General features: G+C 71.9%; 16 protein-coding genes. 9 read left to right on the forward strand and 7 right to left on the reverse strand.

What is annotated here, in order from left to right:
• Nucleotides 1-55 precede the first annotated feature (55 nt).
• Nucleotides 56-1,783: a right-handed parallel beta-helix repeat-containing protein gene (locus K8640_RS36845; RefSeq protein WP_223751384.1), complete on the forward strand. Its 1,728-nt coding sequence runs from the start codon at nucleotides 56-58 to the stop codon at nucleotides 1,781-1,783.
• 246 nt (nucleotides 1,784-2,029) lie between these two features.
• On the opposite strand, the gene K8640_RS36850 is transcribed toward K8640_RS36845, so the two are convergent.
• Nucleotides 2,030-2,290, reverse strand: a complete 261-nt coding sequence (locus K8640_RS36850) for a hypothetical protein (protein ID WP_223751385.1) — start codon at nucleotides 2,288-2,290, stop codon at nucleotides 2,030-2,032.
• 180 nt (nucleotides 2,291-2,470) lie between these two features.
• Here K8640_RS36850 and K8640_RS36855 point away from each other — a divergent pair, with 180 nt between their 5' ends.
• Nucleotides 2,471-3,406, forward strand: coding sequence for a LysR family transcriptional regulator (locus K8640_RS36855; protein WP_223751386.1), 936 nt, complete (start codon nucleotides 2,471-2,473; stop codon nucleotides 3,404-3,406).
• Between the two features lie 27 nt (nucleotides 3,407-3,433).
• On the opposite strand, the gene K8640_RS36860 is transcribed toward K8640_RS36855, so the two are convergent.
• Nucleotides 3,434-4,081, reverse strand: coding sequence for an SCO family protein (locus K8640_RS36860; RefSeq protein ID WP_223751387.1), 648 nt, complete (start codon nucleotides 4,079-4,081; stop codon nucleotides 3,434-3,436).
• Nucleotides 4,082-4,092: 11 nt separating this feature from the next.
• Nucleotides 4,093-4,722, reverse strand: a complete 630-nt coding sequence (locus K8640_RS36865) for a hypothetical protein (RefSeq protein WP_223751388.1) — start codon at nucleotides 4,720-4,722, stop codon at nucleotides 4,093-4,095.
• 166 nt (nucleotides 4,723-4,888) lie between these two features.
• On the opposite strand from K8640_RS36865, the gene K8640_RS36870 reads away from it, so the two are divergent.
• Nucleotides 4,889-5,311 (forward strand): FixH family protein, encoded by a 423-nt coding sequence (locus tag K8640_RS36870; RefSeq protein ID WP_223751389.1) that lies wholly within the window; start codon nucleotides 4,889-4,891, stop codon nucleotides 5,309-5,311.
• A gap of 61 nt (nucleotides 5,312-5,372) precedes the next feature.
• On the opposite strand, the gene K8640_RS36875 is transcribed toward K8640_RS36870, so the two are convergent.
• Entirely contained in the window at nucleotides 5,373-5,954 is a 582-nt protein-coding gene (locus tag K8640_RS36875) for a hypothetical protein (RefSeq protein WP_223751390.1), read from the reverse strand.
• Between the two features lie 99 nt (nucleotides 5,955-6,053).
• Between K8640_RS36875 and K8640_RS36880 the strand changes: the two genes are divergently transcribed.
• On the forward strand, nucleotides 6,054-7,103 hold the full coding sequence (locus tag K8640_RS36880; RefSeq protein ID WP_223751391.1) for a serine hydrolase domain-containing protein: 1,050 nt from the start codon (nucleotides 6,054-6,056) through the stop codon (nucleotides 7,101-7,103).
• Between the two features lie 73 nt (nucleotides 7,104-7,176).
• The gene (locus tag K8640_RS36885; protein WP_223751392.1) at nucleotides 7,177-8,073 is read left to right on the forward strand and encodes a bestrophin family protein; all 897 of its coding nucleotides are present in this window, start codon (nucleotides 7,177-7,179) and stop codon (nucleotides 8,071-8,073) included.
• 4 nt (nucleotides 8,074-8,077) lie between these two features.
• Here K8640_RS36885 and K8640_RS36890 read toward each other — a convergent pair whose 3' ends face one another.
• Both K8640_RS36890 and K8640_RS36895 read right to left on the reverse strand, forming a co-directional pair.
• Complete coding sequence (locus tag K8640_RS36890) at nucleotides 8,078-9,850, reverse strand: DUF6311 domain-containing protein (protein WP_223751393.1); 1,773 nt, start codon at nucleotides 9,848-9,850, stop codon at nucleotides 8,078-8,080.
• A 140-nt stretch (nucleotides 9,851-9,990) separates the two neighbouring features.
• Nucleotides 9,991-11,076 (reverse strand): nitronate monooxygenase family protein, encoded by a 1,086-nt coding sequence (locus K8640_RS36895; RefSeq protein ID WP_223751394.1) that lies wholly within the window; start codon nucleotides 11,074-11,076, stop codon nucleotides 9,991-9,993.
• Nucleotides 11,077-11,273: 197 nt separating this feature from the next.
• Between K8640_RS36895 and K8640_RS36900 the strand changes: the two genes are divergently transcribed.
• The 4 genes from K8640_RS36900 (at nucleotide 11,274) to K8640_RS36915 (ending at nucleotide 15,174) form a co-directional block, all read left to right on the forward strand.
• On the forward strand, nucleotides 11,274-11,831 hold the full coding sequence (locus tag K8640_RS36900; RefSeq protein WP_223751395.1) for a GNAT family N-acetyltransferase: 558 nt from the start codon (nucleotides 11,274-11,276) through the stop codon (nucleotides 11,829-11,831).
• 219 nt (nucleotides 11,832-12,050) lie between these two features.
• Nucleotides 12,051-12,800: a translation initiation factor IF-3 gene (gene infC / locus K8640_RS36905; protein ID WP_223751407.1), complete on the forward strand. Its 750-nt coding sequence runs from the start codon at nucleotides 12,051-12,053 to the stop codon at nucleotides 12,798-12,800.
• A gap of 220 nt (nucleotides 12,801-13,020) precedes the next feature.
• On the forward strand, nucleotides 13,021-14,640 hold the full coding sequence (locus K8640_RS36910) for a sigma 54-interacting transcriptional regulator (protein WP_223751396.1): 1,620 nt from the start codon (nucleotides 13,021-13,023) through the stop codon (nucleotides 14,638-14,640).
• A gap of 174 nt (nucleotides 14,641-14,814) precedes the next feature.
• Nucleotides 14,815-15,174, forward strand: a complete 360-nt coding sequence (locus K8640_RS36915) for a hypothetical protein (RefSeq protein WP_223751397.1) — start codon at nucleotides 14,815-14,817, stop codon at nucleotides 15,172-15,174.
• A 13-nt stretch (nucleotides 15,175-15,187) separates the two neighbouring features.
• Here the strand turns inward: K8640_RS36915 and K8640_RS36920 are convergent, their stop codons facing one another.
• On the reverse strand, nucleotides 15,188-18,883 hold the full coding sequence (locus K8640_RS36920; RefSeq protein ID WP_223751398.1) for a serine/threonine-protein kinase: 3,696 nt from the start codon (nucleotides 18,881-18,883) through the stop codon (nucleotides 15,188-15,190).
• Nucleotides 18,884-18,896 lie beyond the last annotated feature (13 nt).

The raw sequence follows: 18,896 nt of genomic DNA on the forward strand, positions 1-18,896 counted from the left end.
CTCCGCGTGGAGTCGGGCTAGGCTGGTGGCCTCCTTTCCCCTCAGGAGCCACCTCATGATTCGGAGTCTCTGGGCGCTGTGTCTCGTCGTCTGCCTCACGTCGGCCTGCTCCTCGGAGGACCCGCCCGATGAGGGCCCCGACTCGCTGGGGGACGCGGGGACGGCGGATGGTGGGCTGACGCCGGACGGTGGCAACCCTCCCGCGGACGGCGGTGCGGGCAACCCGGATGGTGGCGGCGTCACCGAGGCCGCGTGCGAGCCGTTCGGCCGCTTCGGCCCGCCGGGCAACACCCTCACGCTGCCGGGGCCCAACGCCACCAACGGGGAGATGTACATCCCCAACGTGCAGACGCGTTACCCCGACGTGGACTGGAGCACGCTGGACCGGCTCTACATCCCCGCGGGCAACTACACGCTCATCAACCTGGGCAACCTGCCGCAGCGCCCGGCGAGCCGGCCGCTGGTCATCACCAACAAGGGCGGCCAGGTGGTCATCCGTCCCAAGGCGGGCAGCACGCAGGGCTACATCTGGTCCATGGGCGGCGGCTCGAACTGGGTGCTCACCGGCCGGTATGACCCGGACTCGGGCACCGGCCACGCGGACTTCCCGGGCCACCGCTGCGGCCAGTACGCCACGTCGCGCAACCGCTACGGCATCCTGAGCGATGGCATCTTCCTGAGTGAAGGCCACATGGGCGTGGGCATCGGGGACGCGCACAGCTTCGAGCTGGAGTACCTGGAAATCACCCGCTCGGGCTTCGCCGGCGTGCGCATCAACCGCGCGGCGAGCGGGGGCGTGGCGCCGCCGCTCAACGACATCAAGCTGCACGACCTCTACATCCACGACACCGCGAGCGAGGCCATCTACTTCGGCTCCACGCAGGGCGCGCCCACGCCGCTCGCCACGAACCTCAAGGTCTACAACAACCGGCTGGTGCGCACCGGCAGCGAGGCGCTCCAGGTCCAGAGCCTGGGCGACGGGGCGGAGGTGCACCACAACGTCTTCGCCTTCGGGGCCATCGACTGGCGCGCCGTCTTCCAGCAGTACCAGGACAACAACTCCCAGGCCACGGTGCGCTCGGGCCGCATCCGCTTCCACCACAACGTCTTCGTGGGAGGCGCGGGCGCGCTGCTCAACTTCTTCGCCCAGCCCGAGTCGGGCGACGGGCCGCTCGACGTGGACTTCACCGACAACTACTTCGCGGACACGCTGTCTTTGGGCATCTGGTTCGGTGGCACCGTGGGGACGGGCTCGAGGTTCCTCTGGGAGCGCAACGCCTTCCGCGGGCTGGAGTTCGGCTACCAGAGCGTCTATCCGACCTCCTCGGACCCGGGCGTGGTGCTCAGCAAGGCGAACACCGTCACCTCGCCCATCACCTTCAAGGACAACCGCTGGGAGGGCGGTCGCCGGCTCATCGCGGGGCTCACGGGCGGCACCGGCACCGTGGGCACCGTGACGGCCACCGGCAACGTGAACGGCGCCGTCCCCGCGCTCACCTTCGTGAACACCGGCCTGCCGGCGGGGACCGCGACGCGCGCGCTGGAGATGTGGACGGACCGCGCCATCCGTGCCCCCAACTCACCGGAGGTGACGTACGCCGCGGGCGCGCTGGTGATGCACGACGGCCAGCTCTACCGGGCGCGCGCGCAGAACACCAACAAGGTGCCGCCCCAGAACGCCGCCCTCTGGGAGCTGCTGCCGCCCCCCGCCGATGACCTGCGCACCGCCCCCGGCACCGAGTGGCACACGAAGGGCGTGGGGCTCCTCGACGTCGCGCCGTGAGCAGGCCGTGAGCCTTCCAGACGGTGTCTCCGGGCGCGGCCTTCGAGACGGCCTTCGCGGCCACCCCGTTGCCCTCACGGACACGGTGGAGGGTCAGGGCGAGGCCCTCGAGTACGCGCCGAACGGCTCGGGCTGCTTCACCATGAGCGAGTCGGGGACGCCGTTCCGGCTCGAGCGCGTCGCCCGTCAGTCGCGGGAGGGGTGCTCCCGGGCGCCGCCACGGGCTCCCGGGAGCACTCCGGTGGGTCAGGTGCTGGAGCCGTCACAGCCCCAGGCGGCGCCGTCGCAGCGAATCCAGTTGCTCCCGTAGTCGCACTCCCAGGTGCCGTTGCACCGGAGCACCGAGCCGTTCTCGCAGATGAGCTCCAGGAAGCACGGGCCGGGATAGGCCGAGGGGTCCTTCTGCTCGTGCTCCTGCTCCGAGGCGCCCGCGACGGCCGCCGGAGGAACCACCGCCGCCGCGAGTCCGACCACTGCGCCCAACGTCACCGCGAGCCACGTCTTCATGGGGACCGCCTTTTCGTGAAGGGAAGCCCAAAGACTAACATCATCCGGTGACATGGGTTTCAGGGTGGCGGCTGTTCCAGCCTTGTCGACAGGCGATGGCTGGGGACACGGATGTTTTCATTCGGGTAAGAATCATGGGGTCCCCGGGACTCCCTCCCTGGACACTTCGAGGACGACGTCATGGACCAGCTCACCGCGATGCGGGTGTTCGCCCGGGTGGTCGAGGCCGGCACCTTCACCCGGGCCGCGGACACCTTGAAGATGCCCAAGCCCTCCGTGACGAAGCTGGTGCAGGGGTTGGAGGCGCACCTTCAAGTGAAGCTGCTCCAGCGCACCACGCGGCGGGTGACGGTGACGCCGGAGGGCGCGGCCTACTACGCGCGGACGTCCCGGCTGCTGGCGGACCTGGAGGACATCGAGGCGGACGTGTCGAGCGCGCGGACCCGGCCCCGGGGACGTCTGCGGGTGGATGCGGGCTCGTCGGTGTCCAACTTCCTGCTCATCCCCGCGCTGCCGTCGTTCCGGGAGAAGTTCCCGGACATCCAGCTGGAGCTGGGGGTGGGGGACCGCTCGGTGGACCTGGTGGGGGATGGCGTGGACTGCGTGATTCGCGGCGGCGTGTTGCCGGACCCGGCCCTGGTCGGTCGGCGCATCGGTGAGCTGGAGTTCGTGTCCTGCGCCACGCCGGGCTACCTGAAGCGAAGGGGCACTCCGGCGCAGCCCACCGACTTGCAGGATGGCCACGACATCGTGAGCTACTTCTCCACGCGGACGGGGCGGGTGATTCCGTTGTCGTTCCTCCAGGGCGAGGAGCGGCTGGAGGTGCTGGGGCGCGCCAGCGTGGCGGTGAACGAGAGCACGGCGCATCTGACGGCGGTGCTTGCGGGGCTGGGCGTGACGCAGCTGCCGGAGTTCGTCGTGCGCCCGCATCTGGCGAGCGGCGCGCTGGTGCGGCTGTTGCCCGAGTGGCGATGCGAGCCGTTCCCGGTCTTCATCGTGTATCCGCAGAACCGGCACATGAACGCCAAGCTGCGCGCCTTCGTGGACTGGGCGGTGGAGCTGTTCGCGCCGTTCCGCGCGCGCGGTGAGGTCCGTCAGGCGGCCTCGGGACGGTGAGCGGGTGGCGTGAGGCGTAGCGGTCCGTCAGCGCGCGGCGTGGGCGAGGGCGGAGGCGTCCTCGAGGAGCTGCTCCAGCCCCTGGGGGTCCTCCGTCACGCGGTAGTAGCCGCGGAGCCGACCCGCGGCGTCCACGAGGACGAAGTGCTCGCCGTGGAAGAGGGAGAGGAAGTCGTCCTCGTCGGCTTCCTCGGCACGGCCCATCATGACGCGGAAGCCCTTCAGGACGGTGGTCTCCACCTGTTCCAGGGGGCCCGTGACGAGGCTCCAGTTGGCGGTGTCGAGGGCGTGGTCCCGGGCGTAGGCAGCGAGCCGTTCAGGTGTGTCGTAGCGCGGGTCCACGCTGAAGGACACGAAGTGCACCGGGACGTCCTGCTCGCGGGCGCGTCGCTGGAGCCGGGCCATGCGCTCGGTGAGCAGGGGGCAGACGGTGGGGCAGCGGGTGAAGAAGAAGTCCGCGACGACGACGCGGCGCTCCAGCTGGGCCTGGGTGAAGGCGCGGGCCTCCTGGTCCCGCAGCTCGAAGTGGGGCAGGGGACCGAAGTCGGGAAGGCTTCGGGCTTTCGCCTCGAGGGTCCGTGATTGGAGCCAGGGCCACGCGCCCACGACGAGCAGGCTGAGGCTCGCACCAATGGCGAGCACGGGGAGGAGGCGACGGCGGGGCCTGGTGTTCATGGGCGGGGTGCTCAGTGCTGGAGCCCGCAGGTGTCGAGGCATCGAGCGTCCTCTTCCACCTGACGAGCGGTTTCGGGGTGGGTGAGGGCGTTCGTGTAGATGCCGCGCACGGAGCCCAGGGGGTCGACCAGGAGCAGCAGTGACGTGGCGTCCTCGGCGGGATGTCCCCGCGTCACCGCGCGCATCGCCTGCTCCAGGGCGTCTCCCCGCCACAGCCTGCGCCAGCCGCGGGGCAGGGGACTGGGGAGGGGGACGGGTGGTTCGTCCCGTGTGACGAGGAGGACGTCCACGCCGAGCCCGGAGGCCTCCAGGCTCGTGTGCACCGCGAGCAGGCCAGCGGGCTGGAGTTCGGACTCGGAGAGGAAGTGGAGCAGGGTGACGCGGCCTCGGAGGTGTTTGTTCTCGAGCGGGCGGCCCGCGTCGTCGCTCAGTGAGAAGGCGGGCAGGGGGCCGTAGTCGGGGAGGACCGTGGGATGGGTCGTCGCTGGACGTCCTTCGTGCAGCGTCTTCCCGATGACGCCGACGAGCGCGGCGCACGTCAGCACGAAGAGGAGGATGCCCAGCCACTCCAGCAGCGTGAGGAACCAGAGCATCGCCGAGGACGGGCGACGATGCGTCGGCGGATGAGCGGGCGCGGACATCGTGCTGACGACATTGACTCAAGCTCTGTCGTGGCGAACGCGGTGAATTGTCGCAGGGCGCGGGACGCATGCCTGGTTGCGGCAACATGTCGCAAGGGGACGGAGGATTTGTCTGGCTACAGTCACCGTGGGGCGTGATGAAGACACGCGTCCATGGAGCGTCGACGTGAGGACATGGGTCGTGTGGATGATGTTGTCGGGAGCGCCGGCGTTCGCGACGCCGCGCGCGCAGGCCGAGGCGAGCACCGCGGAGTCCGTGGTGGGGATGACGCAGAGTGCCTCGGGACGGTGGCACGTGAAGGTGCTGTCCACGGCGACGCCGCTGAAACGCGGGCCGCAGCGCTTCACCGTTCGCGTCTCGGATGCGGCGAACGGGAAGCTCGCTCAGGGACTGGAGTTGCGCGTGCAGCCGTGGATGCCGTCCATGGGACATGGCATCGATGAGGCCCCGCGCGTCACGTCGCGCTCGGATGGCGTGTTCGAGGTGTCGGAGCTCGACCTGTTCATGCCGGGGACGTGGGAGCTGCGCTTCACGCTCGCGGGGCGGGAGCAGGACACCGCGAGCGTGACGCTCAAACTGGGCAGATGAGGTGCGCGTGAGGACCGTGCCCGGGGCGGGCGAGGACTGAGACGTCCGCGAGGGAAGCGGCTCAGGTGCTCGCCTTCTTCTTCGCCGGGGTCTTCCTGGCGCCTGCCTTCTGTTTCGAGGTCGCCTTGGTGCCGGTCTTCTTCGACGCCACTTTGCGCGCGCTGGCCCTCTTCGCCGGGGCCTTCCTGACGCCTGTCTTCTGCTTCGAGGCCGCCTTGGCGCCAGTCTTCTTCGCCGCCGACTTCTTCGCGGGCGTCGTCTCCAGGCCGCTCAGCGCCTTCTTCCACTGTTGGATGTACTCGGCGCGCGACGCCGCGTCGGGGAGCCCTTCCATGTGCAACGCGACGGTGTGCCCTCGCGCGGCCGGGAGGACGCGGAGCTGCGCGGTCCTCGGTCGCGGCCAGTCCGCGCGCGTCAGGCGGATGCGCAGCAGGGCCGGCGCACGCACCCGGACCGCCAGGACCTCCGTCCCATCCTTCAGCGTCGTCCGCTCACCCTCCTTCAACGCCGCGCGCGGCGAGGAGAGCCACCGCCCCAGGCCCGAGCCCTCGGCCCAGTTCCTCCAAGCGTCCTCGGCGCTCATGTCCATCGTGTGGCGAGCCCCTGCCGCATACGTTCCATCCGCCGCGAGACCTGCGAGCATTCTCCATCTCCTTTGCCGCCCACGATGGACAGGCGCGCACGTCCGGGCAACCGGGAAGTGACGCTGCGGACCCCCGCGGCCTTGGTGTAGAGGAGCCTGGTGACCCCACCCCCGTCCATCGCCGTCGACTTCATCGAGGAGGAGACCCGCCGCTATGTGCGGAGCTACCGCTCGGCATCGCTGTGCGCCGGCGTCACCTGGCACGGTGAGTGGCATGTCCAGACCTACCGGAAGCAGGGCAACGCTCCCGCCTATGAGGCGGTCTTCGGCCTGGGCGGCCTCACGCAGGTCTTCACCGGCGCGCTGCTCGCCCTGCTCGTGGACAAGGGCCAGGCGCGGCTGGACATGGCGCTCGGCGAGGTGATTCCCCGCGCGCTGCTTCCCGACGCCGACGCGGGGCGCATCACCCTGGAGCAGCTGGCCACCCACACCGCCGGGATGCCCCACCTGCCGCCCAACCTGGACGCGCCCGAGTCGCGACCGGAGGACCCGTTCGGTCACTACTCCGCCCAGCGCTTCGGCGACTTCCTGCGCGGCTACCACCCGACCTCTCCACCCCCGCGCCCCTTCTCCGAGTCCCTGCTCGGCATGGGCGTGCTGGGACATGCGCTCTCACGCCGCGCGGGCGTCAACTACGGGCACGCGCTCCGCGACTGGCTCTTCAAGCCACTGAAGATGAGCGACACCTCGACGCGCGTGACGGAGGAGCTGGCGCCCAGGCTCCTTCCGGGCCACACCGCGCGAGGCCGCCCCGTGCCCCCGTGGACCTTCCCCGCGCTCCCCGGCGCGGGCGCGCTCCACTCCACCGTGCTCGACCAGCTGCGCTTCCTCGACGCGTGCCTCGGTCGCGAGGACGCGGGCCTGGCGCGTGCGCTCGCGATGACCTGGGTTCCCCGCGCGGAGGCGGGCAAGGTGCGCATGGGGCTGGGCTGGTCGCTATCCCAGGTGAGGGGCCACACCGTGGCGTGGTGCTCGTCGGTGATGGGGGGCTATGTGGGCTTCATCGGCCTGGCGCCCACGGCGGCCACGGGCGTGGTGCTCCTGGCGGACCACGGGTGGTCGCTGTTCGCCGCACTCCGGGGACGCGTGCCCCTGGAGGGGCCGGGGTTCGCGCTCCTCTCCCGCCTCATCACACAGCCGCCGGAGTAGTTGGCGCGACACCCCTTCCGAAAAAGGTTGCGGCCTCATGACGAGGGCGTGGCAGGTTACGCCCACCGACACCATGGTTGAGTACGACCCGCATCGTTGGTGGAGTTACTTCCACTACCTCAAGGGCTCGATGGTCCGCGAAATCGTGGCCCGAGTCATGGTCTGCGTCCTGTGGTCCCTGGGCGTCGCCCTCTTCCACACCCACGTCCGCTCGGTGAGCATCCCCGCCACGGTGCACACCCTGGCCGGAATCTCGCTGAGCCTCCTGCTCGTCTTCCGCACCAACTCCTCCTACGACCGCTTCTGGGAGGGCCGGAAGCTCTGGGGCGGCATCGTCAACGAGACGCGCAACCTGGCGCGCGCCTCGGGCGTCTTCCTCCAGTCCCAGCCCGTCCTCTACACCGCGATTCTGAGGTGGACCGCGGCCTTCCCCTTCGCCTCCGCGTCGTCGCTGCGAGGCAAGGCGTCGCTGGGCCCGCTGGCGCAGGAGCTCCCCGCGGACGAGGTGGCCCAGGTGATGGGCGCCCAGCACGTGCCCTTCGCGGTGACTCGCAAGCTGAGCTCGCTGCTCGACGCCGGCCGCCGCGAGGGGCGCTATTCCGAGTACGTGCAGATGCAACTGGACCAGAACGTCCAGCTCCTCCTCGACTACCTCGGCGGCTGTGAGCGCATCCGCAAGACGCCCATCCCCTTCGCGTACGTCATGCACCTGCGCCGCGCGCTGCTCGTGTATTGCTACACGCTGCCCTTCGCCTTGCTGGACGCGCTGGGCGGGCTGACGGTGCTGGCCACGTTCATCGTCGCGTACGTGTTCTTCGGCATCGAGGAGATTGGCGTCGAGATCGAGGACCCCTTCGGCCACGACGACAACGACCTGCCGCTGGACCTCATCTGCTCCACCATCTACGCCAACCTGACGGCCATCATCCCCGCGCAGCCGCAGCCGACGCAGCCGCCCCCGACGACGTGAGCCCTCAGCGGCCCGTCACGGGCGCCGCGTCCGAGGGCGCGTCGTGGACACACAGCCAGAGGCCATCCTCGGGCGTACAGCGTGTGCCCGGGATTCGCTGGAGCTGGGCCACGCGCGCGGGGATGGACAGGTAGACGGTGCGCGAGTCCAACCGGCCCGCCGCGATGTCCGCGTCCAGGCCCAGGCAGTACTCCTGGGCGCGAGCGTCGTCGAGCCGTGTCACGTAGCCGCTGTTGAAGGTGAGGCCCAGCAGGTACGCGCGGTAGGCCCAGCGGTGGTAGTCCATGGGGCCCGCGCGGCAGCCACGGCCGGAGCTGTCATGCATCTGCGGTGGGTAGAGGACCAGGTGCTCGCGTCCCTTCGACGCCGCGGTGAGCTCGGGAGAGGGGGGCGTGCCCCAGCGGCCCGCGCCCTGGTTCGCCTGTCGGCCCTCGCCCAGGTTGAGGTCCATCACCTGGAGGCCGAGCAGCAGGCCCGCGAGCAGGGTGGCGCGCGCGGGGCTCAGCCTCCTGGCGAGGACCAGCGCTCCGCCCAGGAGCACCAGGTAGTAGAGCGGCCAGATGAAGCGCCCCGAGGAGCGGAACGCCTCGACCCACGGCAGCACGGGCCGATAGAGCGCGGACAGGTCGGCGACGTCCTTGCCCAGGAAGGTCACCCGCGAGGACAGGGCGAAGAAGGCGAGCCCCACGGACAAGACGCTCACGGGGAGCCAGCGTCGCCACAGCGCGAGGTGCGGCGTGGGCTGGCGCGCGAGCAGGACGGCCGCGAGCAGGGCCCCGAGCAGCCCTCCGGCGCCGAGGTAGCCGAACCCCTCGTATTGGCCTCCGAGTCGAGGCAGCAAGGGCAGCAGGCGCGACCAGTTGTAGTGGTGGCCGTGCGGGTTGAAGAGCGTGTTGAGGTCCGCGGAGAACTCGCCGAAGCCGCCCGCGCCCACGGGAGTTCGGGTGCCCAGGTAGCCGAACACGAAGAAGAGCCCCAGCATGGCCGCGACACACGCCACGGCCGCGAGCAGCGGCACCTTCACGGGCAGCTGTCGCTCCAGCGCGGTGCGCACGCAGAGGGAGATGGCGAGCGGCAGCGTCATCACCGCGATGACGGGGTGGATGCCCGCGGTGAACACGCAGAGCGCCAGCGCGAGCCAGAGGGACTGGCGTGCCGCGCGCGCGTCTGGCTGGGGGATGAGGTGCAACCCCACGAGCAGGACCAGGGGCCAGTGGGTGCAGAGCGCGACGTGCGACAGGGCCATCCGCGACAGCAGCGTGGGGGACAGCACCAGCAGCGCGCCGACACACGCCTGCTGTTGCTTGGAGGCGCCCAGACGCTGGGCGACCCAGGCCGCCGCCGCGCCCTGCAGCATGAGACACAGGCACAGCCACGGGCCGACGTACTGGAAGGTCGTGGGCAGCAGCGGGGAGAGGGGCCGCAGCAGCAGGCCCACCCAGGGCATCGAGTCCGTGTACCCGAGTGAGGTCCCCAGCGGATGGATGTAATTGGGGGTCGACCCCAGCGGGAAGCCCAGCGGGGCCTGCCGGAAGTAGAGCCACCCCATCAGGTGCTGGCTGAAGTCGTCGCGGATGAGCCAGCCGATTTTCCCAGGCTGGAGCGCTCCGGCGCCGAGGGTCGCCAGGAACGTGAGCAGCCCCGCGAGCGCTGCCAGGAGTGGTCCCTGCTGCTCGTCGCACCACCGGAGGAAGGGGTGTCGGCGCGACGTCTCCGGGGGAGGGGACGCAGGGGCTGCGGGAGACAGGGCGGTGCTGGAGTCACTCGCGTCCGACATGGGCGGTGCTTGAGCACGGGACTTCCCGCCCCGTCAAGGCGGGGCGGGCAGCGGAGCGCTCCACCTCGGGCGCTGTCGTCGTGACGAGGCTTGAAGGCCCGTCGTCCGGCGCGGGTGACGGAGGCGTGAGCGCCCGGCCTCTACAGTCCCGCGAGCCGTCCCAGCACACGCGTGGTGTCCTTCTCGAGGAAGTCGACCAGCGCCGCCGCGCGCGTGTGCCGGATGAGGGGCGCGTTCTGTCCCGCCCACAGCGACAGCAGGTCCTCGCGTCCCTGCCGGGCCGCCGCCTGGCGCAGCGGCTGGGTGAGCCAGTTCTGGATGGGGTAGGGCGGCACCTCCCGCTCGTGCGGCGTCATCTCCCGCAGGAAGCGGTTCTTGATGCCGCGCGCGTAGCGTCCGGAGAACACGCGCGTGAGCACCGTGCCCCGAGCGGACTCCTGGCGCAGCGCCTGCCGGTAGACGTCGCTCGCGTTGGACTCCTCGCACGCGAGGAAGGCCGTGCCCACCTGCACGCCCTCGGCCCCCAGCGCCAGCGCCGTGGCCACCGTGCGCCCATCCGCGATGCCACCCGAGGCGATGAGCGGCGTCTTCACCCGGTCCGCCAGCTGGGGCACCAGCGCCGTCGTCGCCGGGGACTCCTCCGCCGGCCGGAGGAACGAGGCCCGGTGGCCTCCCGCCTCACTGCCCGAGGCGACGATGAGGTCCACCCCCGCGGCCTCCAGCGCCAGCCCCTCGTCCACGTTCGTCGCCGTGCCCGCCGTGAGGATGCCCGCCGCCCGGCACGCCTCCAGCACCCGCGCCGAGGGGATGCCGAAGATGAAGCTGAACACCGGCGGCTTGAGCGCGAGCACCGCCTCCACCTGCGCCTCGTAGTCCTGGGAGAACGCGCTCGGGTACGTGGGCTGCGCCAGCCCCAGCTCGTCGTACCAGGGCTTCAGCCGGTCGACGGCCGCCTGGAACTCCGCGGGCGTCGGGCGCAGCGCCTTCTCACCCTCCAGCGGCACCCACAGGTTGATGGCGAACGGGCGCGAGGTGAGCCCCCGCAGCTCGCGGACGGTGGCCTCGATGTTCTCGGCGCTCAGGTGATGGGCACCGAACGAGCCGAGCCCCCCCGCCTCGGACACGGCCGCCGCCAGCCGCGTCGAGGACATCCCTCCGCCAAACGGCCCCTGCACCAGGGGGAGCCGGGTCCCCAGCTTCCGTGCCACGCGCGTGTCGGTCCACATGGAAAAGCCCTCGTCGTCGTTCCAGGTGCCCTGTCGTAGCGAGGCGCCCCCGCCCTGTCCGGGTAGACGGCCCGCCATGCCCCCTTTCCAATAAAGGCGCGAAGAAGCCCGCCTTGTGGGAGCAGGCCGCCACGGCGCTTGCCCCGGTGGGGGGCGGGTGCCACCCTCCCGCGCCTTGGCTCTTCGCGAGGGACACCATGCAAGCACCCGGACCGAGGATTGAAACCGCGCGCCTCATCCTGCGCCCCACGGCGCTCGAGGACTTCGAGGGCTTCGTCGCCCTGATGTCCGACCCGGACTCGGCGCGGCACATCGGCGGGGTGCAGCCGCGCTCCGTCGTCTGGCGCGGCATGTGCGGGATGGCCGGAGGCTGGGCCCTCCAGGGCTTCTCCATGTTCTCCGTCCTGGAGCGCTCCACGGGCCGGTGGATTGGCCGGGTGGGGCCCTGGTGCCCGGAGGGCTGGCCCGGCACCGAGGTCGGCTGGTCCCTGCTGAAGGAGACGTGGGGCCGTGGCTACGCCACCGAGGCCGCCAGCGCCGCCATGGACTGGGCGGTGGACCACCTGGGCTGGACGGACATCATCCACTCCATCGCCCCGGAGAACGCCCCCTCCCAGCAGGTGGCGCTCCGGCTGGGCTCGCGCCTGAGGGGGCCCGGCAGACTCCCCGCCCCCTTCGAGGCCGCCACGGTGGAGCTGTGGGGGCAGACCCGCGAGGAGTGGCGGGCCCGCCGCGCGGCTCCGTCCATTGGCTGACCCCACGCGTGGGATTCCAGGGCACGACGGGGGCCCTGGTGTTATGTCCGCCGGTGGGCTAGTCCTCGCCCCGGGGGCGTGTTCACCCCGCCAGCTCCCTTTCTCACCGGGCAAGGGAGCGATTAGATTCGAGGTTCGGTTCACCCGAGCCATGCCGTAACTTCGCGACCTGCCACACCCTTGGGTAGCAGGTCCTACACCCCTTCGAAGGAGCGCAACATTCTTCGTGATCAGAGAAGCAGCCGCGGCCAGAGCCGCGACCAGAGGACCAACCGCCGCATCCGCGCCCGCGAAGTCCGCGTCATCGGCTCGGGCGGCGAGCAGCTCGGCGTCATGCCGCTCGAGGCCGCGCTCGAGAAGTCGCGCTCCGAGGGGCTGGACCTCGTCGAGATCAGCCCGATGGCTTCGCCGCCAGTCTGCAAGATCATGGACTACGGCAAGTTCAAGTACGAGGAGAAGAAGAAGGCCTCGGAAGCCAAGCGCGCCCAGGTCGTGGTCCACCTGAAGGAAGTGAAGCTCCGTCCGAAGACGGAGGACCACGACTACGACTTCAAGGTCCGCAACACGCGCCGCTTCATCGAAGAGGGCGACAAGGCGAAGGTCGTCATCCAGTTCCGCGGGCGTGAAATCACGCACAAGGAGCAGGGCACCGCCATCCTCGACGACGTGGCGAAGGACCTGAAGGATGTCGCCGTGGTGGAGCAGCCGCCGCGGATGGAAGGGCGCTTGATGTTCATGATTCTGGCGCCCAACCCGAAGGTGGCCCAGCGCGCCCGCGAGCAGGTCCGCGCCGCCGCGGCCGAGGCCAAGCGCGGCCCGCCGCCCGGCGAGAAGGCCGCCGCGGAGAAGCCTTCCGCCGAGAAGCCCGCCGCCGAGACGCCCGCCGCGCCCGCCGCGGCGAGCACCAGCACCACCACCGAGGAGAACGCGTCCGCACCCGCGTCCACCCCGGCGGGCACCACCCCCTGAAGAAGACGCCCCGCACGCGGTGGATGACCTCCACCGCGTAGGGGAGACGCTCCCGGGCCGCGCCGGTCCTCTTCCAGTCTCCCTGGAATGAGGTGGCGCGGCGGGAGGCATGAGGCGGACAGGCGCAGGGTTGTCCGGTGAAAGCGGTCCAGGCGAACAACCCCTGTCGAGCCGGTGTAGGCTGATAGGTTGGAAGCGCCTGTAAACCGAACTCAGCCCCATGCAGCAGAAGCTCGCCGCCGACATGTCGACGACCGCCGTGCAGACGAAAGGCCCACCCGCGACGGCCCCGCGGAGTGTGCCAGCGCTGACTGTCGTGTCTCATCCCCACCCCCAGCGCATCGGAGAGCAGCTCCTCTTGGAGGTGCTCGCCAGCGTGGGCCGGACGGCGGCCTTGTCGCGCAACGCCCCGGACTTCTCGCGGCCCGGGGGGCTGCTGGCGCTGCCGTTGGGAGACCCCTTCCTCAGCCGGACGCCGGTGCTCTTCGAGCCCGCGGCCCAGGGGGGGCTGCGCCTGCGGGTGCCGGAGGATGGCACCCAGGTGTGCGTGGCCGGCGAGTCGGTGGCCGGGGGCCGGGAGTTCACCCAGGAGGAGCTGGTGGCCGGGGTGCCGCTGGTGCTCGCCGAGCGCGTGGTGCTGCTGCTGCACCTGGCGTCCACGGCCGCCCCGTCGGTCCACCGGGATTTGGGGCTGGTGGGGCAGAGCCAGTCCATCCAGCAGCTTCGCGACGACATCCTGCGGGTGGCGGACCTGGCGGTGCCGGTGCTCATCCGCGGCGAGACGGGCACGGGCAAGGAGCTGGTGGCGCGCGCCATCCACGAGCAGGGGCCGCGCCGCTCGGGGCCGTTCGTCAGCGTGAACCTGGGCGCGCTCTCCAAGGAGCTGGTGGCCGCGGAGCTGTTCGGCGCGCAGCGCGGCGCGTACACGGGCGCCAGCCGCGACCGGGACGGCTTCTTCCGCGCGGCGCACGGCGGCACGCTGTTCCTGGACGAGGTGGGCGAGGCGCCCGCCGAGGTGCAGGCCGCGCTCCTGCGCGTGCTGGAGACGGGCGAGGTGTACCCGGTGGGCGGGCACACGCCGGTGCCGGTGGACGTGCGGCTGGTGGCCGCCACGGACTCCAACCTGGAGGCGCGCATCGAGGAGCGCCTGTTCAAGGCGCCGCTGCTCCACCGGCTGGCGGGCTTCGAGCTGCGCGTGCCTGCCCTGCGCGAGCGGCGCGAGGACATCGGCCCGCTGTTCCTCCACTTCGCCCGGCAGGAGCTGGAGACGACGGGCGAGGGCTGGCGGCTGTCGCCCACGGACCCGCGCGCGGCGCCCTGGCTGCCCGCGTCCGTCGCGGTGCGGCTCTTGCGCTACGCGTGGCCCGGCAACGTGCGGCAATTGCGCAACATCACCCGGCAGCTCGTCATCGGCAGCCGCGGCCTGCCCGGCCTGCGCGTGGACTCGCGGCTGGAGCAGACGCTGGACGCCGAGTCGCTGCCGGTGCCCGGGCGGGTGCTGGCCCCGGCCGGCGCGGGTGTCCCCGAGGCGGCGGGGGAGGCGAAGTCCTCGCGCCGCAAGCCCTCGGAGGTGGGGGAGGACGAGCTGCTCGAGGCGCTGCGCGCGTGCTCGTGGGACCTCAAGGCCACCGCGGACTTCCTCGGCATCCCCCGTCCGTCTGTCTACGTGCTCATCGACAAGAGCTCGCTCATCCGCACCGCGCGGGACTTGAGCCCGGAGGAAATCACCCGCTGCTTCCAGGAGTGCGCGGGAGACCTGGACAAGATGGTGCAGCGGCTGGAGGTCTCCCGCCGCGCGCTCCAGCGCCGCGTGCGCGAGCTGGGCCTGTCGGACGCGTGAGCGCGCCGGACACGTCAGTCCCCGGGGGTGACACGTCGTTGACGTGTCCGCGTGCGCGCGCCGTGCGCGGGTGAAGCACCCGCTCCGAGGGACGGACACGTCGGTCGCCTCTGGTACGGTGCCTGCAACCCACACCGCGCATCTGCGGTTCCAACCCGGAAGGAGTCACGGCCCATGACTGTCACCGTCACCATCACGTCCGACGACATCATCTACAGCCCTTCGAACATCGTGAAGCACGGCGAGGAGGTGGAGTTCAAGCTGCAAGGCATCTCCTCCGCCCTGGTGGTCTTCAAGGACGGGACCACCTGCCTCTCGGGGCCGGGCTCCTTCACCCTGGACACGTCCAATCCGCTGGCGCAGGAGAGCGACCAGCAGGTGACGCAGACGTGCCTCAAGCGCCTCTACCCGTTCGACGTCGTGGTTCCCGCGCCCCCGCCGTCCCAGGCCGCGAGCTTCATCGGCTCCAACGCGGAGACGAAGAAGGGCGGCCTGGACGTGACGACGGACCCGCCCGAGGACCCGAAGAAGTAATCGGGCGTGGGGCTCAGGGCGCGGCGGGCCGGACGGAGAGCTCCAGGTCCGGTGCCAGCCGCGCCTTCCACGTCGAGGCCAGGTGCGGGTTGCTCGCCAGCGCCTGCTCCGCGTCCTCGCGGGCGCGCGCCGTCCACGCCTGACGCTGCTCCGGGACGGCGGTGCCCTCCGCCAGCGCCCACAGGAGCCCGGCGCGCAGCAGCCGTGCCCGGGCCCACTTCGGCCGGGCGGCGAGGATTCGCTCGACGCCCTCCAGGGCGCGCGTCAGCTTCCCGGTCGCGTCCCCGCCCTGGCGCGCCTTCCAGCGCCCCCAGGCCAGCGCCAGCTCGCTCGACGCCAGCACGTACTCCTGGCGCCGGGGGGACAGCGCCACCGCCTGGGCGAGCGCGTCCTCGGTCCGCCGGAAGTCCTCCTCCTTCGCGGTGCCCAGGCGCACCCGCTCGCGCGCGTGCACGTCGAGGAGGGCGCCCTGGTAGCGCCACGCGTAGCCCAGGCGCGGGTTGAGCTGCCGGGCGCGGTCCAGCGCCTCCTGCGCGCGGGTGAGCCCGGGCGCCACGGCGCGCCGCTCCTGCAGCGCGTGCGTGGCCGCGAGCACGTGCACGCGGGCCAGGTTGGTCCAGATGTCCGCGTCGCCGGGCATCATCTCCAGCGTCTTGCGGTAGGCGGCCTCCGCCGTCTTCAGGCCGAAGGACGGGTCCTGCCCGCGCGCCAGGAGGAAGCCCGCGCGCACCGCCTCCACCTCGCCCAGGTTGTTGTAGGCGTAGCTCTGCTGGGGGGCCGCCTCGCGCGCCTGCTCGAAGGCCTCGCGCGCCTCCGTCAGGAGCGCCTCCACGTCCTCGCCCTCCTCCCAGCGCTGCTCGGCCCACCACAGCAGGGCCGCGCCCAGGCCGTTGGCGAGCTGGGGCAGCTTGGGGTTGATGTCGCGGCCCTGACGGTAGAGCGCGAGCGCCCGCTCCAGGTCGGGCCTCGGGTCCTGGCCGTGCTCCTGGCGCCAGCGCGCCAGCTGCTCGGACACGTCCGCGCCCTGGTAGCAGGCGATGACGTTGCGCGGGTTGAGGGCGAGCGCGCGCTGGATGGCCTCCAGCGCGCGGGTGAGGTCCCCCTGCGCGTCCGGCGCCCGGGTGAGGCCCGCCCTCGCGCGGTAGGCGTTGCCCAGGTTGATCCACGCGTCGGCCTGGGTGTCGCGCAGGCGGATGGCGGCCAGGTAGGCGTCGATGGCCTTGCCCTGGTGCTCCAGCGAGTCCAGCCCGAGCCCGCTCTCGTAGTCGGCCCACACCTGATGCGTCACGCCCAGGTTGGCGTGGAAGGCGTAGTCGCGCTCCTCGGGCCCCAGCTGCTCGAAGGCCTCGATGGAGTGGCCCAGCTGCTCGCGCGGGTCCTGGGAGAGCCGCTGCAGGTGGCGCGCCCACAGCCGGTGGATGATGGCCAGGTCCAGCGTGACGCGCTCGGCGGGGGGCGCGAGCTTCAGCGCGGCCCTGGCCGCGTCGATGGCCTTGCCGAAGAGCGCCTCCACGTCCGTCGCGTTCTGGTTGGCGTGCTGCTCTCCCAGCCGGCGGTGCAGCCGCGACAGCACGATGAGCGAGCGGTGGTGTCCGGGCGCGGCCTGGAGCGCGCGTCCCAGGGCGGCGAGGCCCCGCTCGTACGGGGGCTGCACGTCGCCGGAGCCGTACAGCTCCATCACGAGCGCCGCCAGCTCCAGGCGCCCCAGGGCGTAGTGCGTGTCCGGCTGGCTCTCCGCGGTGGAGATGGCCTGGGCATACGCGCGCCGCCCCGCCTCCAGGTCCGCCTGGGAGCCCGCGCTGTCGCCCTGGTGCCAGCGCGCGGTGGCGCGGGCCAGGTGCACGTCGCCGCGCAACAGGGGCGCCTCGTAGAACCAGGGCCAGGTGTTGCCCATGGCGTCCAGGTGCGCCAGGGCCTCCTCGTGACGGCCTTCATGGAAGGCGAACAGGGCCTTCACGTACAAGGGCGGCGCGGGCACGTCCGGCCCCTCGGCCTGGCGCAGGTAGGCCAGCGCCGGGTCGCGGTAGCGCTGCTCCAGCTCGCGCCGGCGCGCCTCGCGCTGCTCCTGGCTCCTCCGCTCGACGTCCAGCAGCAGCTTCTCCCGGTACTGGTCTCCCAGCACCAGCGCCAGCGCCCAGGCGGCGCGGGGCTCGCGGTAGCCGTGGCGCCACGCCGACTCCAGCCGCGCCCGGGCGCCCTCCACGTCGCCCAGGGCCAGGAGCGCGCGGCCCAGCGCGTAGTGCCCGGGGCCCACCGCGTGCTCGCCCGCCTCGCGCACCTCGACCTCCAGCGCGTCCATGCTGGCGCGCAGGGCCTGCTGGTCCTCGCGCGTGTCGTGCAGGCGCGACAGGAAGGAGTAGCGCGCGGCCGCCTCGATGCGCTCCACCCGCTCGGTGAAGCTGCGCGTGAGCCGCTCGCGCTCGGCCACCTCCTTGCGCGCCACCACCGCCTGCCCCAGCGCCAGTGCCACCACCGTCAGCGCCGCCACCGCCAGGCTCAAGGCCACGCGGTGCTTGCGCGCCTTCTTGCGCAGCCGGTAGCCCACGCCCCGCCGCGCCTGCACCGGCTCCCCGCCCAGGAAGCGCTCCAGGTCATCCGCCAGCGCGCGCGCCGAGTCGTACCGGGCCGAGCGCTCCTTCTCCAGGCACTTGAGGACCACCGCCTCCAGGTCCTCGGGGATGTCCCGGTCCACCGCGCGCGGCGGCAGCGGCTCCTGCGTCTGCAGGCGGGTGATGACGTCCTGGCCGCTCCCCGCGAAGGGCGTCTGGCCGGTGAGCAGCACGTACAGCGTGGCGCCCAGCCCGTAGACGTCCACGCGCCGGTCCAGCCGGGACGTGTCCCCGCGGGCCTGCTCGGGGGCCATGTAGTGCGGCGTGCCCATCACCACGCCGCTCTGGCCCGCCTCCTCGCGCCAGTCGCGCGCCAGGCCGAAGTCCATGACGAAGGGCGCGTAACCCCCGTCCTCGGTGCGCTCCACCAGGATGTTGCCGGGCTTGATGTCCCGGTGCACCAGGCCCGCGCGGTGGGCGGCGTGCACGCCCTCGGCGGCCTGCCGCAGCACGAGCACCTTCTGCTCCGGCGTGAGCGTGGCGGCGAGCTGCCCGAGCGGCTGGCCGTCCACGTAGCGCATGGCGATGTAGCCGCGCCCCTGCACCTCGCCGACCTCGTACACCTCGCACACCCGCTCGTGGCGCACCCGGGCCTGGGCCCGCGCCTCCGACAGGAAGCGCCTGGCCAGCTCCGGGTCTCCGCCCTTCACGAACTTGAGCGCGACGTTGCGGCGCAACAGCGGGTCATACGCCAGGAACACCTGCCCCATGCCTCCCTGACCCAGGAAGCGCACCGGCTGGTAGCGGTTCCAGTCCGGCACCGGGAAGACGGGGGCCTCGCTCGCGTCATCCTCCAGGGCGGCGACGGGGGGCGCCACCGGGGGCGTGCGCGGGTCCAGCGTGGTGGCCTCCAGCGGGGCGCCCCCACTGGCCGTGTCCTCCAACGGGGGGCCCAGCTCCTCGCGCAGGGTGCTCAGCGTGTGCTCGCTCACCCCGCCGCGAGCGCGCAGCAGCTCCAGCGGGCTTCTGCCCAGGCCGAGCGCCTCCTCGCGCAGGGCGGTCGCCTCCTGGGCGGAGACGAGCCCGTAGTCCAGCGCGAGGAGCAGCTCCTCCTCGTACCTCTCCTGCGTCTTCCCCGCCTTGTCCACGGCCCCCAGCATACGGGGTTGCGCG

The organism is Myxococcus sp. XM-1-1-1, from assembly GCF_020037095.1.
Lineage (GTDB): Bacteria > Myxococcota > Myxococcia > Myxococcales > Myxococcaceae > Myxococcus > Myxococcus fulvus.